The organism is Pantoea jilinensis, assembly GCF_019104105.1.
Taxonomy (GTDB): domain Bacteria; phylum Pseudomonadota; class Gammaproteobacteria; order Enterobacterales; family Enterobacteriaceae; genus Pantoea; species Pantoea eucalypti.
Genome location: NZ_CP077748.1, coordinates 197512 through 215433 on the forward strand (window position 1 = coordinate 197512; position 17922 = coordinate 215433).

A 17922-nucleotide genomic window follows, 5' to 3' on the forward strand; every position below is an offset into this window, starting at 1 on the left:
GTCATCATGAACCATGAGTCACAACTGATCGAATGGCGACGCGAACTGCATACCTGGCCAGAGCTGTCGGGTCAGGAGTTTGCGACCACGACGCGACTGCGGGGATGGTTAGCCGCAGCGGGCATCAGGATTCTGGATTATCCCCTCGAGACGGGCGTGGTGGCGGAGATTGGCAGTGGAGAGACGGTGATTGCGCTGCGCGCGGATATCGATGCGCTGCCGATCCATGAGGCGAGCGGCGTGCGGTTTCATTCCCGTCATCCTGGCGTCATGCACGCCTGCGGTCACGACCTGCACAGCGCGGTGATGCTGGGCGCAGCGTTACAGCTCAACACGCTGTCCGATCAATTGCCTGGCCGGGTACGTATTCTGTTTCAGCCCGCAGAGGAGATCGCGCGAGGAGCCAGACAGTTTATTGAGGTGGGTGTACTTGATGAGGTACAGGCCATTTTCGGCATGCACAATGAACCCTCGCTGCCCATTGGCACATTCGCTACCCGCAGCGGGGCGTTCTACGCCAATACGGATAAATTTATTATTTGCGTGACTGGCAAAGGCGCACACGCTGCGTATCCGGAACAGGGCGTCGACAGCATTGTCACCGCCAGCCAGATTATTCAGGCATTACAGGGACTCACCAGCCGCAGCTTCAGTGCCCTGGACAGTCTGGTGCTGAGTATTACGCGTATCGACGGCGGTAAAAGCTGGAACGTGTTACCCGGCGGCGTTGAGTTTGGCGGCACGGCCCGAACCCATGATTTACGGGTGCGCGCGGAACTGGAGCGGCGGGTGCGGGTGCTGGTTGAACACGTTGCCGAAGCCAATGGCGCGCAGGCAACCCTGAGCTGGCATCCTGGCCCGCCGGTGCTGATCAATGACGCGCACTGGGCGAACTTCAGCAGTGAAGTGGCGCAGCAGGCGGGTTATCGGGTGCAGACAGCCGACCTGCATCTGCTGGGCGAAGATTTTGCCTTTTATCTGCAACAGGTGCCCGGTGCGTTTGTCAGCATTGGCAGCGCCAGTGATTTTGGTCTGCATCACGCCAGTTTTACCCCTGATGAGGCGCTGATTGCCCCCGCCGCCGACTACTTTGCCCGACTGGCCCGCCTGGCGCTGCAACATCTTAGTGCGCGATGTCGGGAATCCATTCTGAACTGAATTCATCTGCAGACCGCTAACGCACGACGGTTCTGAACACCGTCGTCGGGCACCACTACGACTAAAAAAGAGAGAGCATCATGACCACAAGACAACTTCGTCTGGGCACTATTCTGCATGGCGCATCGGGAAACATGTCCGCCTGGCGCCATCCTGCGGCACAGGCTGATGCCAGCATCAGCCTGGATTACGCCAAAAAAATCGCCCGTAAAGCGGAGCAGGGCAAGCTCGACTTCCTGTTTGTCGCCGACGGATTATTTATTAATGAGAAATCGATACCACACTTTCTCAATCGCTTTGAACCGCTGACACTCCTGTCTGCCCTGGCGGGCGTTACGGAACATCTGGGACTGGTCGGCACCGTTTCCACCTCCTACAGCGAGCCGTTCACCGTGGCGCGTCAGTTTGCCAGCCTCGATCACCTCAGCGGCGGTCGCGCGGGGTGGAATGTGGTGACCTCGCCGCTGGAAGGTTCCGCAAAAAACTTTTCCCGCCAGAAACATCCTGAGCATGCGTTGCGTTACCGCATTGCCGATGAGTATCTGCAGGTGGTGAAAGGTTTATGGGATTCGTGGGAGCAGGATGCTTTTGTGCGCGACAAAGAGAGTGGGCAGTTCTTCGATCCGGCAAAGTTACATACGCTCGATCATCACGGTGACTTCTTCCAGGTTAAGGGGCCGCTGAACATCGCCCGCACGCCGCAGGGCCGTCCGATTATCTTCCAGGCCGGGGCCTCTGAGGACGGTAAAAAGCTGGCGGCGCGCCACGCTGACGCCATCTTTACCCATCAGCCGACCCGCGAAGAGGCGCAGGCGTTTTATCAGGATGTGAAGCAGCAACTGGAGGCGAATGGCCGTCAGCCAGAGGATCTGCACATCTTCCAGGGTGTCAGCGTGATTGTTGGCGATGATGCAGAGGACGTGGAGCGCCAGTATCAGACCACGGCGGCGCTGGTATCAATTACCGATGCGCTCAATTACCTGGGGCGTTTCTTCGACCATCACGACTTTTCACAATACCCGCTGGATCAGCCGTTCCCGGATATTGGCGACATAGGTCAGAACAGCTTCCGCAGCACCACCGACGAGATCAAACGCAAAGCCAGCGAGCACGGTCACACCTTGCGTCAGGCGGCGCTGGAAGCCGCCACGCCGCGCCCGCTGTTCCACGGTACACCGGAAGAGGTCGCCGATGGTCTTCAGCAGTGGTTTGAGACCCATGCCGCTGACGGCTTCATCATCAATGGCGGCACGCCCGATACCTTTGAACGCTTTGTCGACCGCGTGGTGCCGATTCTGCAGGCTCGCGGGCTGACGCGTCGCGACTATCCGGGCAGCACCCTGCGCGACAGCTTTGCCCTGAAACAACCCGTTAATCAGTTCACCTCACAATAGGGCACAGGCCATGAAAAAAACATCACCTCTTCTTGCCCTGCTTATTCTGGCGGCCAGCAGCCATGCGCTGGCGGAAGATACCCGCGTTTCCTATAACGGCCAGCGGGTCAGTCTTGAAGCGAATAAAGCGCCAGTCAATACCGTGAAGAATCCGGATGCCATCGCTCAGTTGCCTGCCGGTCATCACTTTGTGGTGCCAGGTTCCTTTACGGTGGCGGTTGCGGCACTGAATTCGCCACCGCTCACCGTGTTTTCCGACGACAATAAAACCCTGCTCGGCAGTGAAGTGGACATTGCCCGGCTTGTCGCTGACAGCCTGGGACTGAAACTCAACGTCGTGCCTGCGTCGTGGGAAGACTGGCCGCTGGGTGTGGCCTCAGGCAAATATGACGCGGCGATCTCCAACATCACCGTGACCAAAGATCGCAAAGAGAAGTTTGACTTTGCTACCTACCGTAAAGACTCCCTGGGTTTTTATGTCAAAACCAGCAGCCCGATAAAATCACTGACTAAAGCAGAGGATATCGCCGGGCTGCGGATCATCGTGGGATCCGGCACCAATCAGGAGGCGATTCTGCTGGCATGGGATAAAGAGAATCAGGCAAAGGGACTAAAAGCCTTTACGCCGATCTACGCCAAAGATGATGCGGCTCAAACGCTGGCGCTGCAGGCGGGCCGCGCAGATGCATACTTCGGTCCCAACGTGATTGGAGCCTGGAAAGCGGCACTGACGGGTAAAACCCGCCTGGTGGGCAGTGTCGATGGTGGCTGGCCAAAAGCGGCACACATCGCCGTTACCGTGAAGAAAGGCAGCGGCCTGGCGGAACCGATCAGCACTGCGCTGAACGGCGTGATCGGCAATGGCGACTATCAGAAGGTGCTGAACCGCTGGGGTGAAGGTGTTGAGAAGATCGACCGTTCAGAAATCAATCCCGCCGGGCTGGGCGACTAAGGAGCTGACCATGAGTGAATCCACTTTTCGCGATGTTTCACCCGATGCACCAGCGCTCCAGCCGATTCTCGGCGGGCTATTTGATGAATATTCCGCGCGCTATGGTGACTACTTTGCCCGGCATAAAGAGCAGGAACTGACCGAATGGTATCTGCCGCCGCAGGGGCTGTTTATTGTGCTGGAGCGTGACGGCGAGATTATCGCGATGGGCGCTTACAAACCCTGTGATCCACAAACCGCCGAGCTGAAACGTATCTGGACACGCAGCGATCTGCGTCGTCAGGGGCTGGCGCTGGTGGTGTTACAGGAGCTGGAGCGGCGTGCGCTGCAGGCAGGTTATCAGCGGCTGTTTCTCACCACCGGCTTTCGCCAGCCGGAAGCGGTACGGCTCTATACCGGCCACGGCTATCAGCCTCATTTTGATCTCAGCGGCGATCTGGAGCGTTACGGCCAGCCGCCCCATGACGGACGACTGCGTTTTAGTAAAGTTATCGGCGTTTATAACGTCGCCGAAGCGAGTTAAGGAGTGACGATGAGCAAGCATCAACAACTACAGGTGGTGCCAGCGCGCTACCCGGCACGCACCGCCGGGGCTATCGTGGCGCTGTTTATACTGGCGGGCGTGGTGCAGTCGGTGGCCTTTAACCCACGCTGGGAGTGGAGCGTGTTTGCCCGCTGGTTCTTTGATCCTGTGATCCTGCATGGCCTGGGTCAGACGCTGCTGCTGACCCTGCTGGGCACAGTATTCAGCCTGCTTTTGGGCGGTCTGCTGGCGCTGGCGCGACTTTCCTCGTCATGGCTGCTGAGCACGCTGGCGTGGGGTTATATCTGGCTGTTCAGGTCACTGCCGCTGATTGTCGTGCTGATTATTCTTTATAACTTCTCCTATCTTTACGACACCCTGTCGATCGGCATTCCGTTCACCGGTCTGTCGTGGGGCGCGTATCAGACGATTAACGTACTGGGCCAGTTTCAGGCTGCCGTTATTGGTCTGACGCTGGTGCAGGCGGCTTACAGTGCGGAGATTATTCGTGGCGGGATCCTCGGTGTCGATCACGGTCAGGTAGAAGCCGCGTCCGCGTTGGGTCTCTCCGCCACGCGCCGCACCTTCCGCATCATTCTGCCGCAGGCACTGCGCGCCATTATTCCTGTCGCCTTTAACGAGATCATCAGCCTGGCGAAGGGCACTTCCGTGGTTTACGTGCTGGCGATGCCGGAGCTGTTTTACACCATCCAGATGATCTACAACCGTAATCAGGAAGTGATCCCGCTACTGATGGTGGGGGCCGCCTGGTATCTGATAATTACCACCGTATTGTCCGTGATTCAGTATAACGCTGAACGCTGGATGGCCCGCAGCGTCACGCGTGAACCGCAACCCTCTCGCTGGCGACAGTGGCGCAACCGCGTCACACCCCTTCATCCAACCGAGGAGATCAGCCATGTCCGAAGCCATTGATTACCGCACTTCACACACCACCGGAGCCATCAGTATCACCGGGGTCAGTAAACGTTTTGGTAAACATAAAGCGCTGGATGATGTTTCGCTGTTGCTGGAACCCGGTTCAGTAACGGTGATTCTTGGCCCCTCCGGTTCCGGTAAATCCACGCTCCTGCGCACCATTAATCATCTGGAGCGGGTCGATGAGGGATTTATTCAGATTGATGGTGACTACATCGGCTATCAGCAACGCGGCAATAAGCTTTATGAGCTGAAAGAGAAAGCGATTCTGCGCCAGCGCATCAACGTCGGCTATGTGTTCCAGAATTTCAATCTGTTCCCACACCTTAGCGTGCTGGATAACCTGATTGAAGCGCCGATTGCGCATCGGCAGTTAACGAAAACGAAAGCGATACAGCGCGCCGGTGAACTGCTGGATATTGTGGGCCTGCGCCATAAAGCGGATGCCTGGCCACGTCATCTGTCGGGCGGGCAGCAGCAGCGCATCGCTATTGCGCGTGCGCTGATGCTTAATCCGCGTGTCATGCTGTTCGATGAGCCGACCTCGGCGCTGGACCCCGAGCTGGTCGGAGAAGTCCTCGACGTGATTAAAAAGCTTGCACGTTCCGGGACTACGCTGGTGATTGTGACGCATGAGATCGGCTTTGCCCGGGAAGTGGCGGATAACGTGGTCTTTATGGTGGATGGCCGGATTGTGGAGCAGGGCAGCACGACGCAGGTGCTCAATCATCCGCGTCATGAACGCACCCGCCGTTTCCTGGCGCGCGTGTTATGAGAGGGCTAACGTTTACCGCGCTGATGCTTCTTCCGGCGCTGACCTGTTCAGCGGCTGAGAAGCTTGATGTGCTTAAAAATGAGGTGCCGATCCCTGCCCCGGTTAATCCGCAGGCGATCGCTAAAATTCCCGCTGGTTTTCATTTTATCGAAGCTGGTACGCTGACGGTTGCGACCTCAGCCACCAACTCACCGCCGCTGTCACTGCTGGCGTCAGACAACATGACACGGATTGGCAGTGACCCGGATATTGCCAGACTGCTGGCGGACAGTCTGGGCTTAAAGCTGAAGCTGGTTTCGGCTTCATGGGAGGACTGGCCGCTGGGCATCAGCGCCGGACGCTATGATGTCGCGATGTTCAATATAGCCGTTACTGAAGAGCGCAAGAAGAAGTTCGATTTTGCGACCTATCGCGCCGACAATCACGCCTTTGCGGTGAAAAGCGACAGTCAAATCAGCCGGATTAATAGCCCGGCGGATATTGCCGGCAAGCGAATTATCGTCTCGTCGGGCACCAATCAGGAGCGCATATTGCTGAGCTGGGATCAGCAGAACCGGACCCAAGGTCTGCCTGCGGTAACGCCGATCTACCTTACTGATGATGCATCGGCGACGCTGACGCTGCTGTCTGGGCGGGCCGATGCGATGTTTGGGCCTCACTCCATGGCGGCCTGGAAAGTGGCGTCACGCGGACAGACAAAACTGGTGGGCAGTGGGCCGTTTCGCGCCTGGGTTGCCGTGACCACCAAAAAGGGCAATGGTCTGGCCCCGGCGCTACAGGCTGCGCTCGACGGCACCATTACGGGCGGTCAGTATCAGCAGGTGCTGGCCCGCTGGGGGGAACAGGATGAAGCTATTACGCACTCCACAGTAAATCCACCGGGCATTTTTTACTGAGTCCACAGATCCGGCGCTGTTCCGGCTTTTCATTAAAAAAGTGAGCCAGAACAATGTTGGATCCCCTCCCGCGCCTCTCTCGTCTGACCGCCCCCGGCTCGCAGCGCCACACCGAATTGAGCTACACTCTTCAGCGTTAGTGATTTATCCTGCCCGCCTGTTTCCGTTAACATTCAGTGCCTGGTGGAGTAATTAACCTGGAAGCCCCATGAAAATCAGATTCCTTTCTGCCAATGAACCAAAACTGGCTGAGGTGCGCAAAATACTCGAACCCATCGGGGTCGAAGTGCTGCCCATTGCCCGTCGCATCGAAGAAATTCAGACTGAAAACGAGCTCGACCTGGTGCGCGACAAACTCACCAAAGCGTTTTCGCTGATTGGGCGACCGCTGTTTGTGGAGCATACCGGCCTCTATCTGGATGGCCTCAATGGTCTGCCCGCCGGTCTGACCCGCATCTTCTGGAATCGCCTGGACGCTGAGCGCTTTACCGCGCTGGTGCAGGGGCTCGACAGCCAGGCGGTGACGGCTAAAACGGTGCTGGGCTATTGCGATGGCCGTAAAATGTATCAGTTTTCTGGCGAACTGCGTGGCACCATCGCCGCGAAACCTGCCGGGACACGCGGCTTTCAGTGGGACTGTGTGTTTATTCCCGAAGGCTATGACCAGACCTTTGCGGAAATGGGTGAACTCAAGAATGAGATTTCGATGCGGCGCATTGCGCTGGATCGCTTCGCTACCTTTTTAAAAACCTCGCGGGGAGTGGCATGAAACCTGAACTTAAGCGCGCCTATGATTCCGGCAAACTGATTCTATTTGCCGGTGCCGGTATTTCGCGCAATTTTGGTCTTCCCGAGTGGCACGAACTGATTGCGCATCTTGCAAACGAGCTGGGTTACGATCCCAAAATCTTTAATACCTATGGCACGCATCTGTCGCTGGCGGAGTATTACAAGCAGAAGAAAGGTTCGTTAGGCCCGCTGCGCAGCTGGATGGATCGCGAGTGGCACCGTCCTGATATCGATGTCCGGTCTTCTGAAATTCATACCATGATTACCCAGGGTAACTTCTCCCGCATTTACACTACTAACTATGATCGCTGGCTGGAAGCGGCGCACGACGCGCACGGCGTACCCTATTATAAAGTGGCCAATGCTGCCGACCTGGTCTCTTTGACCGAAGATAAGCGCCACATCATCAAACTGCACGGTGACTTCGATGATGACACCTCAATCGTGCTTGATGAGAGCAGCTATTTCGAACGTCTCTATTTTGACTCACCGCTCGACATTAAACTGACCCATGACGTGATGGGCAATTCTGTGCTGTTTGTCGGCTACAGCATCAGTGATTTCAACATTCGCCTGCTGTTTTACCGTCTGACTAAAATGTGGGGCCGCACCGGGCTGGCGACGGCGCGACCAAAATCGTATCTGTTCACTAACCGTAATAACCCGGTCGCCAAAGAGGTGCTGGGGCAGTGGGGGATCGAGGTGATCGTTTCTGAAGAAGACGATCCACGCAAGGCGCTGGCGATGTTTCTCGAAGAGCTGCTGGTCTAGTCAGCGCAGTTTCCGGCAGAGAAGTCTCAGGAAAATAAAAAAAACCTGCGCCCGGTTAAGGTTAGCCGGTGCATAACCGATAAACTCTATTCTCTGCTGGCAAAGCATAACCGGCATGATATACTGTATGTATACACAGTACCTGAGGGCGAAAAGATGGCTGTTGAAACAAAATTTGTTGTAGTCAGAAAGGGTGAAGAGAAGATGACGTTTGCCAATAAGAAAGAGGCCGATGCCTACGACAAAATGCTCGATATGGCCGAAGCTTTCACTGACTGGCTGTTACAGCATCAACCTGCACTGGATGAATCTCAGGCTGAAACCCTGGGCCTGCTGATTGCAGAACAGAAAGATGCGGTTCAGCATATTCTGCGCACCAGCAAATTGCCGGAAGCGGCAGTCTCCGTCTCTCAACCGGAAGCCGTGTCAGAGGCTGGCGCGGATGATCAGGCTGAAGAGCCTGCTGCCAGGAAAGTGCGCGCTGTTAAAGCCGCGTAATTGCCACAATGCCGGAAGCGAACCTTCCGGCATTGCTGTTTTTGAATAACGGTTTGATCACCGCTTTCATCCCATTAATCTGTAAGTATCTCGCGGGTTTTAACCTGATAGCGGGTGCTTCTGCCGCCTCCCTCAAGCCGGAACAGACAGCCTTTTTCAACCAGATCCGCCAGATGACGGGTCGCCGTGGCTTTACTTACTTTCGCGACTTTCTGATACTGGCTGGCGCTTATCCCCTGTTCGAAACCCTGCTCGCCACCGTCTAACAGCCGGTTAAGGACTTTTACCTGTTCCGGACTTAATGCCATCCCCTGATGTCGTAACCAGAATCGCGCTTTCAACTGTGTGCGATCGATAACATCCAATGCCTGTTTCAGGCTCTCATCCAGGATATCCAGAAACCACACCAGCCAACGGGTGATATCAAGGCCGCCTTTCTGCGTCTGCTCAAGGATGCGGTAATACCCGGCACGCTGCGCCAGTATTGCCGGAGACATGGCGTACAGGCGGATGCTCTGGCTGTCAGCCTGTGCCAGGGCGAGATCGGTCAATGCTCGCGTGATACGGCCATTGCCATCATCAAAAGGGTGTAGCGTGACAAACCACAGATGGCAGATGGCGGCCCGCAGTAGCGGGTCCAGCATCACATCATGCTGACTGCTGTTAAACCACGCGATGAACTGTGCCAGCTGTTGCTCCAGTCCGTGTCGCGGTGGGGCTTCAAAATGTACCGTGGGACGATCTATGCGTCCTGAAACCACCTGCATCGGTTCACTGCCACGCAACGTCCCGACGCTCAGGCGCTGTACTGTCCATTCATCTGCCGGGAAGAGCCAGTGGTGCCACTGAAATAACCGTTCCAGCGTTAATGGCTGGCTGCGATTGTTGATGGCATCGAGCATCATCGCGGCAAGTCCTTCTGACCGATCCGAGACCGGATAGGGCTGCGTTTCCGTAACGCCTAACCGGCGCGCCAGAGACGAGCGAACTGACTGCACGTTGACCCGCTCCTCTTCGATTGCCGAAGAGGAAAGAATATTACCCAACAGGGTATCCAGCGTCTGTGATTCAGTGTCTGACTGCAGGCTGGCGCGGCCAAGCAGCAAACCGCGCTGCTGCTGCAAATGGCGCAGGCGTGGTAGCAGCTCGTTATCCTGCCAGTGAAATTGGGGCCATTCCGGCTGTTGCCAGATCCAGTCAACGCTCATCATCCACTCACGGTTAAAGAGAATGAGCCGAATAAGTGTGGTTAATCGGCTCACGAGATGAGTCGATAATAGCGGATATTTGGCTCACAGGCCAACCGTGCGGAATGGCAGGCAAAGAAAAGGACCCGAAGGCCCTGTTTACTAGCGGGAGAACTGCATAAAAGTGTCTGAATAGTAGTGAACGATCCAGGCGATATACGCTAGCCAGACAACCATCCCAACAGCCAATCCTGATTTACCGATCATTGTTCTCTCTCCACTGCGATAAGGGGGCTACAGCAACTGTTGACATAAACTGACAGTAATAGCGGACGGCGATATTGTTGCAGATCAAAAAAAGCCCGTTCTGCAGTTTTGCCATCTTCCCCTGGCGATCAACTTTCCTGAACCGCGCACGTTGAGACCCCCATCACGGCAGGATAAGCCCCATTAAAGTTCAAAAAAACGCCGCCGATAAATGATCTCAGGAGCACCATGAACACAGGGAGGTATTGAGGCAGGTAAATTCCAGGGGAATCACTATGGCCGGTCAGGTAACGCATAAGAAAAAAATGAGTACCCGTGCGCAGATGTTAATCATGGGTGGTTTAACGATAGTGCTGGGATTTACCGTGACAATTGGGGTCCTCAGCTGGCAATCAGGTAAAGAACAAAAACTACTGGCCGAAAAATATCTGCAGCAGATTGCGCAAAGCCGTGCCTTGCAGGTGCAGCAGGAGCTAAGCCATGCCCGCGATGTTGCCAGCCTTCTCGGTCAAAGTCTGATCGCGTTACCCCGCGCCGGTATTACCGATCGCAAAGCGGTCGATAAAGTGATGGAGTATGCGTTACGCGCGAATCCTGACTATCTGTCGATGTCAGTCATCTTTGAACAGAATGCGTTTGATGGCCGTGATGCAGAGTTCGCCTCACAGCCTGGACAGGCGCCACAGGGGCGCTATGCCTTTTTTGTGGATCGTGACGCAGCAGGTAAATATGCCATGCATCCGCTGCTCTCTTATCTGACGCCGGGTCAGGGCGATTACTATCTGGTTCCGCAAAAATCACAAAAAGACACGCTTACCGAACCCTATAGTTATGCCTATAACGGCGTGCCGACCCTGCTCACCTCCGTAGCGGCCGTCATTATGGATCAGGGCACCTTAAAAGCAGTTGTCACCTCTGATATATCCCTGGCTTCACTACAACAGAAAGTGAATCAGATTAAACCCTGGCAGGGCAGCGGCTATGCGTTGCTACTCTCCAGTAACGGTAACGTTGTCTCCTCGCCGGTGAAAGATGAGGCTGGGAAACCGTGGAAAGGGGAAAAAGATGGCTTTACGTCGAAAGTCGTACAGCATTTTGATGCCGTGCTGGGTGAAGATGCCCTGGTTACCTGGCAGCCAATAGTGATTGGGAACAGCGACAAAGCCTGGTATCTGGGCGTTGTTGCACCGGTCAGTCAGGTGATGGCCGCATCCACCCAGCAGCTGATGTGGGCGGTGATCCTGATGGTCGTCAGCGTTCTGCTGGTCGGCGCGGTACTGGGCATGCTGTTCAGCCGTAAAGTGCTGCGTCCAATTGGGGGCGAGCCGGTTGAAGCGGCGCATATTGCCCTGGCCGTTGCTGATGGCAAGCTGGATAACCGGATCCCGGTGAAGAGGGGGGATAGCAGCAGCCTGTTCTTCGCGCTTAGCACCATGCAAAGCCAGCTCCGACAGATTGTTGGACAGATAAAAGATTCCAGTGAATCAGTACGTCAGGGCGCGGGCGAGATCGCCAGCGGCAACCTCAATCTGGCATCACGCACCGAGGAACAGGCTGCTGCGCTGGAGCAGACCGCAGCCAGTATGGAACAGATCAGCGCCACGATTCGTCTGAATGCCGACAATGCGCAGCAGGCAACCAGCCTGACTGAAAACGCGACGCATATTGCCAGTCGCGGTGCCTCGCTGGTGGGTGAGGTGGTGCAGACCATGGCGCAGATCGATGACAGCTCGAAAAAGATCGGCGACATTACCACGATGATCAACAGCATTGCCTTTCAGACCAATATTCTGGCGCTGAACGCGGCGGTGGAAGCCGCACGTGCCGGAGAACAGGGCCGTGGTTTTGCGGTAGTCGCCTCTGAAGTGCGTAACCTTGCCCAGCGCAGCGCGAACGCGGTGAAGGAGATTGGCGCACTGATTGAGGAGTCGAGCGTGCGAGTCGAGAGTGGTGTCAGGCTGGTAAACGATGCCGGTAAAACCATGCAGGAGATGATGCACGCGGTCAGTTCAGTGCAGGGCATCATTGGTGAGATTGTTACTGCATCAAGCGAACAGGCGCGTGGCATCAGCCAGGTGACGATTGCCGTCAATGAAATGGATGGCGTGACCCAACAGAACGCCGCGCTGGTGCAGCAGATGTCGGCGGCCGCCAGCTCACTGGAAGATCAGGCGCAGCAGCTGTCACAGACGGTGGAGCAGTTCCATCTGGCATAAGGATGCAGCTCAGGGAGCATACGCCTTACGCAAAGACGCAAGAGCACCATCCATGGCGACTCAACGTGGCGATGACGCACCTCAGCCCTGAGGTGCGTCCTTAGCCGGGCTAACGCTTTACGTTGTTCAAAAAGCGCCGGGAGTTTTTTGTCCATAGCCCGCGATGCGTTGCTACAGGCGTATGCTCCCATCGCTTTAAGCGGGTTTGCCCCCTGCATTCACTACTGACTTCAGATTAATCATTGCTCCGTCAGCCGCTCACCGCTGCTGGCATCAAACAGGTGCATTTTCTCCGGGTTTACGGTGACCGGTAGCGTACCGCCAGGCATGGCGTCACTACGACCGCTCAACTGCATATGCAACGGGAAGCCCTGCCAGTTCAGATGCAACAGCGTTGATTCACCCGTGATTTCCACAATATTTACCGCAGCGGGTTGTCCGCTGGCATCAAAAATCAGATCGTGAGGGCGCACGCCCAGCGTAACCGGCTGGCCGGCCTGCTGCTGCGCGGCACGGTGCCAGCGAGGCGGCAATGGCAGCCACTGCTTACCACAGCAAACACCAGGCAGGCCATCCCGTGACTGGAAGCAGGCATCCATCAGGTTCATTGGCGGCGAACCGATAAACCGCGCCACAAAGGTGTTAACCGGCCGATCATAAATCGCCAGCGGCGCGCCCTGTTGCACAATCACGCCCTCTTTCATTACCACAATCTGATCCGCCAGCGTCATAGCCTCGACCTGATCGTGGGTAACGTAAACCATCGTGGTGTTGAAGCGCTGATGGAGGGATTTAATTTCGGCACGAAGCTCCATACGTAACTGGGCATCCAGGTTTGAGAGCGGCTCATCGAACAGAAATACCTGTGGGTTGCGGACCATGGCTCGTCCCATCGCTACACGCTGCCGCTGTCCGCCGGACAAGGCCCGTGGATAACGCTGTAAGAGCTGATCGATGCCGAGAATGCCGGCGATGCGGGCGATTTTGCTTTTCTGCTCCTCGCGCTTCACCTTTTTTACCTGCATGTGAAACGCCAGATTCTCTGCAACGGTGAGGTGCGGATAGAGCGCATAGCTCTGGAATACCATGGCGATATCCCGGTCGGCAGGATCGAGATCGTTAATCCGCTTTTTATCCAGCATAATCGCCCCATCAGAGACGGTATCAAGCCCGGCAAGCAGCCGCAGCAACGTCGATTTTCCGCAGCCGGAGGGGCCGACCAGAACAGTAAAACTGCCATCAGGAATGGTTAAATCCAGCGGGTGCAGCACGCTCTGTTTACCATAACGCTTCGCCACCTGTACAAGTTCAACACTGGCCATGTTCAGCGCACCTCATTTGATAGTTGGAGTTGTTGCCAGCTGGGATAGCGGCGCGGAGAGCTGCTTATTGCCTGTGAGGCCACTTCAATGCCCCAGCGCAGCGCGGTATGCGATGACTGGCGGTAAAGCAGTGCAGTCAGAAAACCGGCATTAAAACTGTCACCGGCCCCAATGGTATCGACTACCGTCACCGGCTGACCGGCGGCAAATTGCACCGAGGCCGCAGACCAGAGACGCGCGCCCTCTGCGCCACACTTAATCACGCAACCACCGCGACCACTGAGCTGAGCCGCCAGCCGTTTACCGCTCTGTTCCAGCAGGTCTGCGCCCGCCAGACCCAACGCTTCCACTTCATTCAGCAACAGCCAGTCACAGTCAGGCAACCAGTTACCCATTTCCAGGCGAAGCTCATCACTCCAGCCCGCAGGCGGCCAGCCGGTATCCACGGCGACACAAAAGCCTCGGTGCTGTAGCGCGGCCAGCAACGTCGGATAGCGGCGATAAAGTTCATGACAGAGAAAGGTGCCACACAGCAGCACAATATCGCCCTGCGTCGCCTGCTGGGGTAACTGCGCCAGCACATCGTCAGCGGTGAGCACGGTAATATGACCGTGATTGCTCAAAAACGAACGTTCGTTATCAGGATGGGTTATGCCCACCGTGAGCGAGGTCTCACAGGCGTAACGTGGCCAGTGTGCGGCGCTGTGGGGAAAATGGCTGGCGAGCCAGTGACTGAAGCCATCGTCACCCTGATTGGCAATAGCCCGATGCGGCACCTGCATTGCCTCCAGCGCCAGCGCACAATTACCCGCTGAGCCACCGGGACGTAACGCACTGTGCTGCAGCATCACTTCCGTACCGCGTGCCGGCCAGTCGCCGAGCGTACCCATGATTAAATCGACATTAATGTTGCCCACCACATAAAGTGTGGACGCAATGGTCTTATCCATAATTATCCCTTACTTCCACCGCTGGTGAGACCGCTGACCAGCGTTTTCTGCAACCAGATGGCAATAAACAGTGGCGGCACCGAAGCCAGAATACCAATCGCCGCGATCAGGCCATCATCGGTCGCACGTCCGGCGGTGAAACCGGCAATCGCGACTGGCAGTGTCTGTGCTGAAATGTTGCTGGTGAACAGCAGCGCGTAGAAAAACTCATCCCAGGCCAGCAGCCAGCCAAACAGTGCTGCGGCACCGAGCACTGGTTTCGCCAGCGGCAGTGTGATGCGTAGCAGAACCTGCCAGAAGCGCAGACCATCCAGACGCGCTGCCTGTTCGATATCACGCGGCAGCGAGTCAAACTGGTTCTTCAGCATCCAGGTCAGAAACGGCAGGATTAGCGAGCAGTAGACCATCACCAGACCGGGACGTGTGTTGAGCAACCCCAGCTGTTGCAGCAGAAAGTAGAGCGGCAGAACAAACGCCACCGGCGGCACCATATAGATCGCCAGTGCACCGGAGAGCCAGGCATCACGTCCGCTGTAGCGTGAGAAACTGAATGCCGCCGGTATTGCCAGCAGCAACGAAATCGCCGTTGCCACCGTTGCTACCAGCAAACTGTTGCCGAGTGCATGCAGAAAAATGTTGCCCGGCTGGTTTGGTGCCAGTGAAACCAGTCCCTGATAGCGGCTGAAATCCCACTGACGCGGCAGCCACTCCAGCGGAACGCGTGAAAGATCACTGGCAGAACTGACGCTCATTAAAAACAGCCAACCCATTGGCGCCAGAATGCTGATGGCGACCAGCAGCGCCGCCATATAACGCAGCATACCCCGCAGTTTAGTTTTCATAAGCGGAACTCCGGCGACGCTGATGCCATAACATCAGCAGGTAAAGCGTAATAAGCAGGGCGCACATCAGGGTCATCAATATTGCGTAGGCCGCACCACTGCCAGCACGCAGATAGCTGAACGACTCCTGATAGACGAAAAAGCTTAAGGTTTTGGTGCTGTCCACCGGGCCGCCGCGGGTCATGACATAGATGATGTCGAAGATTTTAAAAGCATCGATGGTGCGTAATACCAGTGCAACGCCAAGCGGGGCAACAATTGCCGGGAAGGTAATCGCCCGGAAACGACGCCAGGCGGATGCGCCATCCAGCCGTGCCGCTTCAAACAGATCCTCAGGGATCGATTGCAGTGCCGCCAGCACCAGTAGCGTGACCAGTGGATAGTTTTTCCAGATATCCGCGAACATTACCGCGTTGAGTGCCGCATCCGGCGAGCCAAGCCAGCTGCGATAGCCATCAATAATACCGAGCTGACTGAGCAGGGCGTTGATGCTGCCGTAATCAGGGTTAAAGTTCAGCCGCCACATCATGGCATTGACAATGGTCGGTAGCGCCCATGGCAGAATCACCAGCACCCGCAGCACGTTGCGCCCGATGAATTTCTGATTCAAAAGCAGCGCGACCAGCACACCGATGATGCCTTCGAAGGTGACGGATACAACGGTGAAGTAGAGCGTGCGCCAGATCGACGCCCGAAAGTCGGGATCGCTAAGCGCATAGAGATAGTTTTCCAGGCCAATCCAGGCGGGTGACTCACCGCTGCCAATCAGCGCAGCATCAGTAAAGCTCAGCCAGATAGTGCGCAGCAGAGGCCAGGCGGTTAACAACAGCATCACCAGCAGCATGGGTGCAAGCAGCACCCATGCCTGACGCTGTTCGCGTTGACGCAAACTCAGCATCATGACTCCTTAACGCAGCCGGGCAGCGCTTTTATCAACCGTTGCCATCGCGTCCTGCGCCGGGGTTTTTCCCAGCAAGACCTGTTGTAACTGCTGCTGCAGCTGATTGGACAGACGAGAATAATCAGCAGTCTCTGGACGTGACAGCATCACGTTTAATGATTTATCCGCTGCGGCAATCAGGCTCTCCTGATCCTTTTTCACCGCCTCATCCTGATAAGAAGATTTCCAGATCGGCAGGCTGAGCTTGGCATACTGATTCTGGACAGGCTGTGAGGTCATGTACTGAATGTACTGCCACGCCTCATTGGCATGCGTACTGCCTTTGGTGATACCCAGTCCCATTGAGCCGTTCACTGCGCCCACTTTTCCAGGCGCATCGCCCGGCGCTGGCATAATGCCAACGTCGCCCGCCACTTTACTCTGCTTAGGATCGTTCGCCATGTTGTACATGTAGGTCCAGTTCAGCGCGAAAGCCGCATCGCCATTAGAGAACGATTTACGCACATCTTCTTCCAGATATTCACGGGAAGCTGGATTACTCAGCCCATCATCGAGCGAACTTTTCATCAGGTTCAGCGCCTTAAGAGAGGCAGGACTGGAGAAGTCGAGCTTGCCGTTCTGATAGAACTTTCCACCAAAGCCTGACACCAGCGTGGTGTAGTCACACACCAGCGCTTCAGCCTGAGACCAGCTCCAGACCAGCGGATAGTTGACGATCTTCTTATCTTTGATGATCTTCGCGTCATCCAGCACCTGCTGCCAGGTCTGCGGCGGGGTGGTGATGCCCGCTTTAGCCAGCATCGCTTTGTTGTAGTAAAGGTATTTGGTATCCAGAATCCACGGCATACCCAGCGTCTTACCCTTGTAAATCACCGTGTTCATCGCGCCCGGAAAGACCTTCTCTTTTTCCTCTGGCGTAATGCGTGCGCTGACATCCTGCAGCAGGTCAAATCGGGCGAACTCTGCTGGCCAGATGGCATCAAAGAGCACCACATCATAGCCATTACCGCCTGCACCGCGCGCTGCCACGATTTTATCGTGCAGCGCTTCGTAAGGAACAAACTCCAGATTGACAGTGACATCCGGGTGCTGCTTCTGAAAATTTTGCGTCATGGCGCGGATATCGTTTTCGCTGTAAGCCGCCTGAGTCATAAACAGGGCATTGATCTGGCTGGCCGCCGCCGCGCTGCCTGCGCTTAACATCAGTAAGGCAGCAAAACCGGCTTTCAGTTTGGGGGTATAACGCTGTGACATGGTCTTCTCCACTATGCAGCAACAGGCTGTCGGTTAATTAAATCAATTTGATTGATTTAATCGGGGGCGTAATTTGGTCAGCATATAAACTGACCTATCAGGAGTTAAGCAAACGGCATGCCACAGTGGTGAAGATCTGTGCAACAAAGCCGTAACAACGCTAACACACAGACTGCGCTTTTATGGCAAAATTGCCTATTCTGATGTGCAGAAATTGCGTGCAGCATCAAAGATATTGTTTGCCCGAACGACTCTGGGGACCAATACTGTCAGGCCCCGCTGTAATGG

17 protein-coding genes are annotated in these 17922 nt (G+C 55.9%); 11 read left to right on the plus strand and 6 right to left on the minus strand.

Going from position 1 to position 17922, the window contains the following annotated elements; all coding sequences use genetic code 11:
- The first annotated feature begins 6 nt into the window (after positions 1 to 6).
- The 10 genes from KTJ90_RS20410 (at position 7) to KTJ90_RS20455 (ending at position 8695) form a co-directional block, all read left to right on the plus strand.
- The gene (locus KTJ90_RS20410; RefSeq protein ID WP_499027051.1) at positions 7 to 1158 is read left to right on the plus strand and encodes a zinc-binding metallopeptidase family protein; all 1152 of its coding nucleotides are present in this window, start codon (positions 7 to 9) and stop codon (positions 1156 to 1158) included.
- An 80-nt stretch (positions 1159 to 1238) separates the two neighbouring features.
- Positions 1239 to 2552: an LLM class flavin-dependent oxidoreductase gene (locus tag KTJ90_RS20415; RefSeq protein WP_499027053.1), complete on the plus strand. Its 1314-nt coding sequence runs from the start codon at positions 1239 to 1241 to the stop codon at positions 2550 to 2552.
- A gap of 10 nt (positions 2553 to 2562) precedes the next feature.
- The gene (locus KTJ90_RS20420) at positions 2563 to 3504 is read left to right on the plus strand and encodes an ABC transporter substrate-binding protein (RefSeq protein ID WP_008924650.1); all 942 of its coding nucleotides are present in this window, start codon (positions 2563 to 2565) and stop codon (positions 3502 to 3504) included.
- A 10-nt stretch (positions 3505 to 3514) separates the two neighbouring features.
- A complete protein-coding gene (locus KTJ90_RS20425) occupies positions 3515 to 4027 on the plus strand; it encodes a GNAT family N-acetyltransferase (protein WP_003855096.1) in 513 nt (170 codons plus the stop codon).
- A 9-nt stretch (positions 4028 to 4036) separates the two neighbouring features.
- Complete coding sequence (locus KTJ90_RS20430; protein WP_008924652.1) at positions 4037 to 4963, plus strand: amino acid ABC transporter permease; 927 nt, start codon at positions 4037 to 4039, stop codon at positions 4961 to 4963.
- Positions 4947 to 5741, plus strand: a complete 795-nt coding sequence (locus KTJ90_RS20435) for an amino acid ABC transporter ATP-binding protein (protein WP_499027055.1) — start codon at positions 4947 to 4949, stop codon at positions 5739 to 5741. Before KTJ90_RS20430 ends, KTJ90_RS20435 begins: the two co-directional genes overlap by 17 nt.
- Positions 5738 to 6637, plus strand: coding sequence for an ABC transporter substrate-binding protein (locus KTJ90_RS20440; RefSeq protein ID WP_499027057.1), 900 nt, complete (start codon positions 5738 to 5740; stop codon positions 6635 to 6637). The genes KTJ90_RS20435 and KTJ90_RS20440 overlap by 4 nt, the downstream gene beginning before the upstream one ends.
- Positions 6638 to 6845: 208 nt before the next feature.
- A complete protein-coding gene (locus tag KTJ90_RS20445; RefSeq protein WP_003855100.1) occupies positions 6846 to 7406 on the plus strand; it encodes a non-canonical purine NTP pyrophosphatase in 561 nt (186 codons plus the stop codon).
- Positions 7403 to 8197, plus strand: a complete 795-nt coding sequence (locus tag KTJ90_RS20450) for an SIR2 family protein (protein ID WP_003855101.1) — start codon at positions 7403 to 7405, stop codon at positions 8195 to 8197. Before KTJ90_RS20445 ends, KTJ90_RS20450 begins: the two co-directional genes overlap by 4 nt.
- A gap of 156 nt (positions 8198 to 8353) precedes the next feature.
- Positions 8354 to 8695, plus strand: a complete 342-nt coding sequence (locus tag KTJ90_RS20455; protein ID WP_105099745.1) for a YebG family protein — start codon at positions 8354 to 8356, stop codon at positions 8693 to 8695.
- A gap of 74 nt (positions 8696 to 8769) precedes the next feature.
- Here the strand turns inward: KTJ90_RS20455 and KTJ90_RS20460 are convergent, their stop codons facing one another.
- Positions 8770 to 9903, minus strand: a complete 1134-nt coding sequence (locus KTJ90_RS20460; protein WP_008924656.1) for a Fic family protein — start codon at positions 9901 to 9903, stop codon at positions 8770 to 8772.
- 521 nt (positions 9904 to 10424) lie between these two features.
- Between KTJ90_RS20460 and KTJ90_RS20465 the strand changes: the two genes are divergently transcribed.
- Positions 10425 to 12365: a methyl-accepting chemotaxis protein gene (locus KTJ90_RS20465; protein WP_499027060.1), complete on the plus strand. Its 1941-nt coding sequence runs from the start codon at positions 10425 to 10427 to the stop codon at positions 12363 to 12365.
- Positions 12366 to 12604: 239 nt separating this feature from the next.
- Here KTJ90_RS20465 and KTJ90_RS20470 read toward each other — a convergent pair whose 3' ends face one another.
- Genes KTJ90_RS20470 through KTJ90_RS20490 form a run of 5 tightly spaced genes read right to left on the minus strand, consistent with a single transcriptional unit; the run spans position 12605 to position 17634 of the window.
- The gene (locus KTJ90_RS20470) at positions 12605 to 13687 is read right to left on the minus strand and encodes an ABC transporter ATP-binding protein (protein ID WP_485523252.1); all 1083 of its coding nucleotides are present in this window, start codon (positions 13685 to 13687) and stop codon (positions 12605 to 12607) included.
- A 2-nt stretch (positions 13688 to 13689) separates the two neighbouring features.
- The gene (locus KTJ90_RS20475) at positions 13690 to 14637 is read right to left on the minus strand and encodes a carbohydrate kinase family protein (RefSeq protein WP_110411957.1); all 948 of its coding nucleotides are present in this window, start codon (positions 14635 to 14637) and stop codon (positions 13690 to 13692) included.
- A gap of 2 nt (positions 14638 to 14639) precedes the next feature.
- Entirely contained in the window at positions 14640 to 15479 is an 840-nt protein-coding gene (locus KTJ90_RS20480) for a carbohydrate ABC transporter permease (RefSeq protein ID WP_003855111.1), read from the minus strand.
- Entirely contained in the window at positions 15469 to 16377 is a 909-nt protein-coding gene (locus KTJ90_RS20485; RefSeq protein ID WP_105099741.1) for a carbohydrate ABC transporter permease, read from the minus strand. The genes KTJ90_RS20480 and KTJ90_RS20485 overlap by 11 nt, the downstream gene beginning before the upstream one ends.
- Before the next feature lie 9 nt (positions 16378 to 16386).
- The gene (locus tag KTJ90_RS20490; protein WP_003855115.1) at positions 16387 to 17634 is read right to left on the minus strand and encodes an extracellular solute-binding protein; all 1248 of its coding nucleotides are present in this window, start codon (positions 17632 to 17634) and stop codon (positions 16387 to 16389) included.
- Positions 17635 to 17922: the final 288 nt, after the last annotated feature.

Coding starts and splice junctions, on each gene's coding strand:
- KTJ90_RS20460 (WP_008924656.1), bottom strand. CDS start 9,903: ATGAGCGTTGACTGGATCTGGCAACAGCCGGAATGGCCCCAATTTCAC.
- KTJ90_RS20485 (WP_105099741.1), bottom strand. CDS start 16,377: ATGCTGAGTTTGCGTCAACGCGAACAGCGTCAGGCATGGGTGCTGCTT.
- KTJ90_RS20420 (WP_008924650.1), top strand. CDS start 2,563: ATGAAAAAAACATCACCTCTTCTTGCCCTGCTTATTCTGGCGGCCAGC.
- KTJ90_RS20490 (WP_003855115.1), bottom strand. CDS start 17,634: ATGTCACAGCGTTATACCCCCAAACTGAAAGCCGGTTTTGCTGCCTTA.
- KTJ90_RS20410 (WP_499027051.1), top strand. CDS start 7: ATGAACCATGAGTCACAACTGATCGAATGGCGACGCGAACTGCATACC.
- KTJ90_RS20465 (WP_499027060.1), top strand. CDS start 10,425: ATGGCCGGTCAGGTAACGCATAAGAAAAAAATGAGTACCCGTGCGCAG.
- KTJ90_RS20440 (WP_499027057.1), top strand. CDS start 5,738: ATGAGAGGGCTAACGTTTACCGCGCTGATGCTTCTTCCGGCGCTGACC.
- KTJ90_RS20470 (WP_485523252.1), bottom strand. CDS start 13,687: ATGGCCAGTGTTGAACTTGTACAGGTGGCGAAGCGTTATGGTAAACAG.
- KTJ90_RS20475 (WP_110411957.1), bottom strand. CDS start 14,637: ATGGATAAGACCATTGCGTCCACACTTTATGTGGTGGGCAACATTAAT.
- KTJ90_RS20415 (WP_499027053.1), top strand. CDS start 1,239: ATGACCACAAGACAACTTCGTCTGGGCACTATTCTGCATGGCGCATCG.
- KTJ90_RS20455 (WP_105099745.1), top strand. CDS start 8,354: ATGGCTGTTGAAACAAAATTTGTTGTAGTCAGAAAGGGTGAAGAGAAG.
- KTJ90_RS20430 (WP_008924652.1), top strand. CDS start 4,037: ATGAGCAAGCATCAACAACTACAGGTGGTGCCAGCGCGCTACCCGGCA.
- KTJ90_RS20425 (WP_003855096.1), top strand. CDS start 3,515: ATGAGTGAATCCACTTTTCGCGATGTTTCACCCGATGCACCAGCGCTC.
- KTJ90_RS20445 (WP_003855100.1), top strand. CDS start 6,846: ATGAAAATCAGATTCCTTTCTGCCAATGAACCAAAACTGGCTGAGGTG.
- KTJ90_RS20450 (WP_003855101.1), top strand. CDS start 7,403: ATGAAACCTGAACTTAAGCGCGCCTATGATTCCGGCAAACTGATTCTA.
- KTJ90_RS20435 (WP_499027055.1), top strand. CDS start 4,947: ATGTCCGAAGCCATTGATTACCGCACTTCACACACCACCGGAGCCATC.
- KTJ90_RS20480 (WP_003855111.1), bottom strand. CDS start 15,479: ATGAAAACTAAACTGCGGGGTATGCTGCGTTATATGGCGGCGCTGCTG.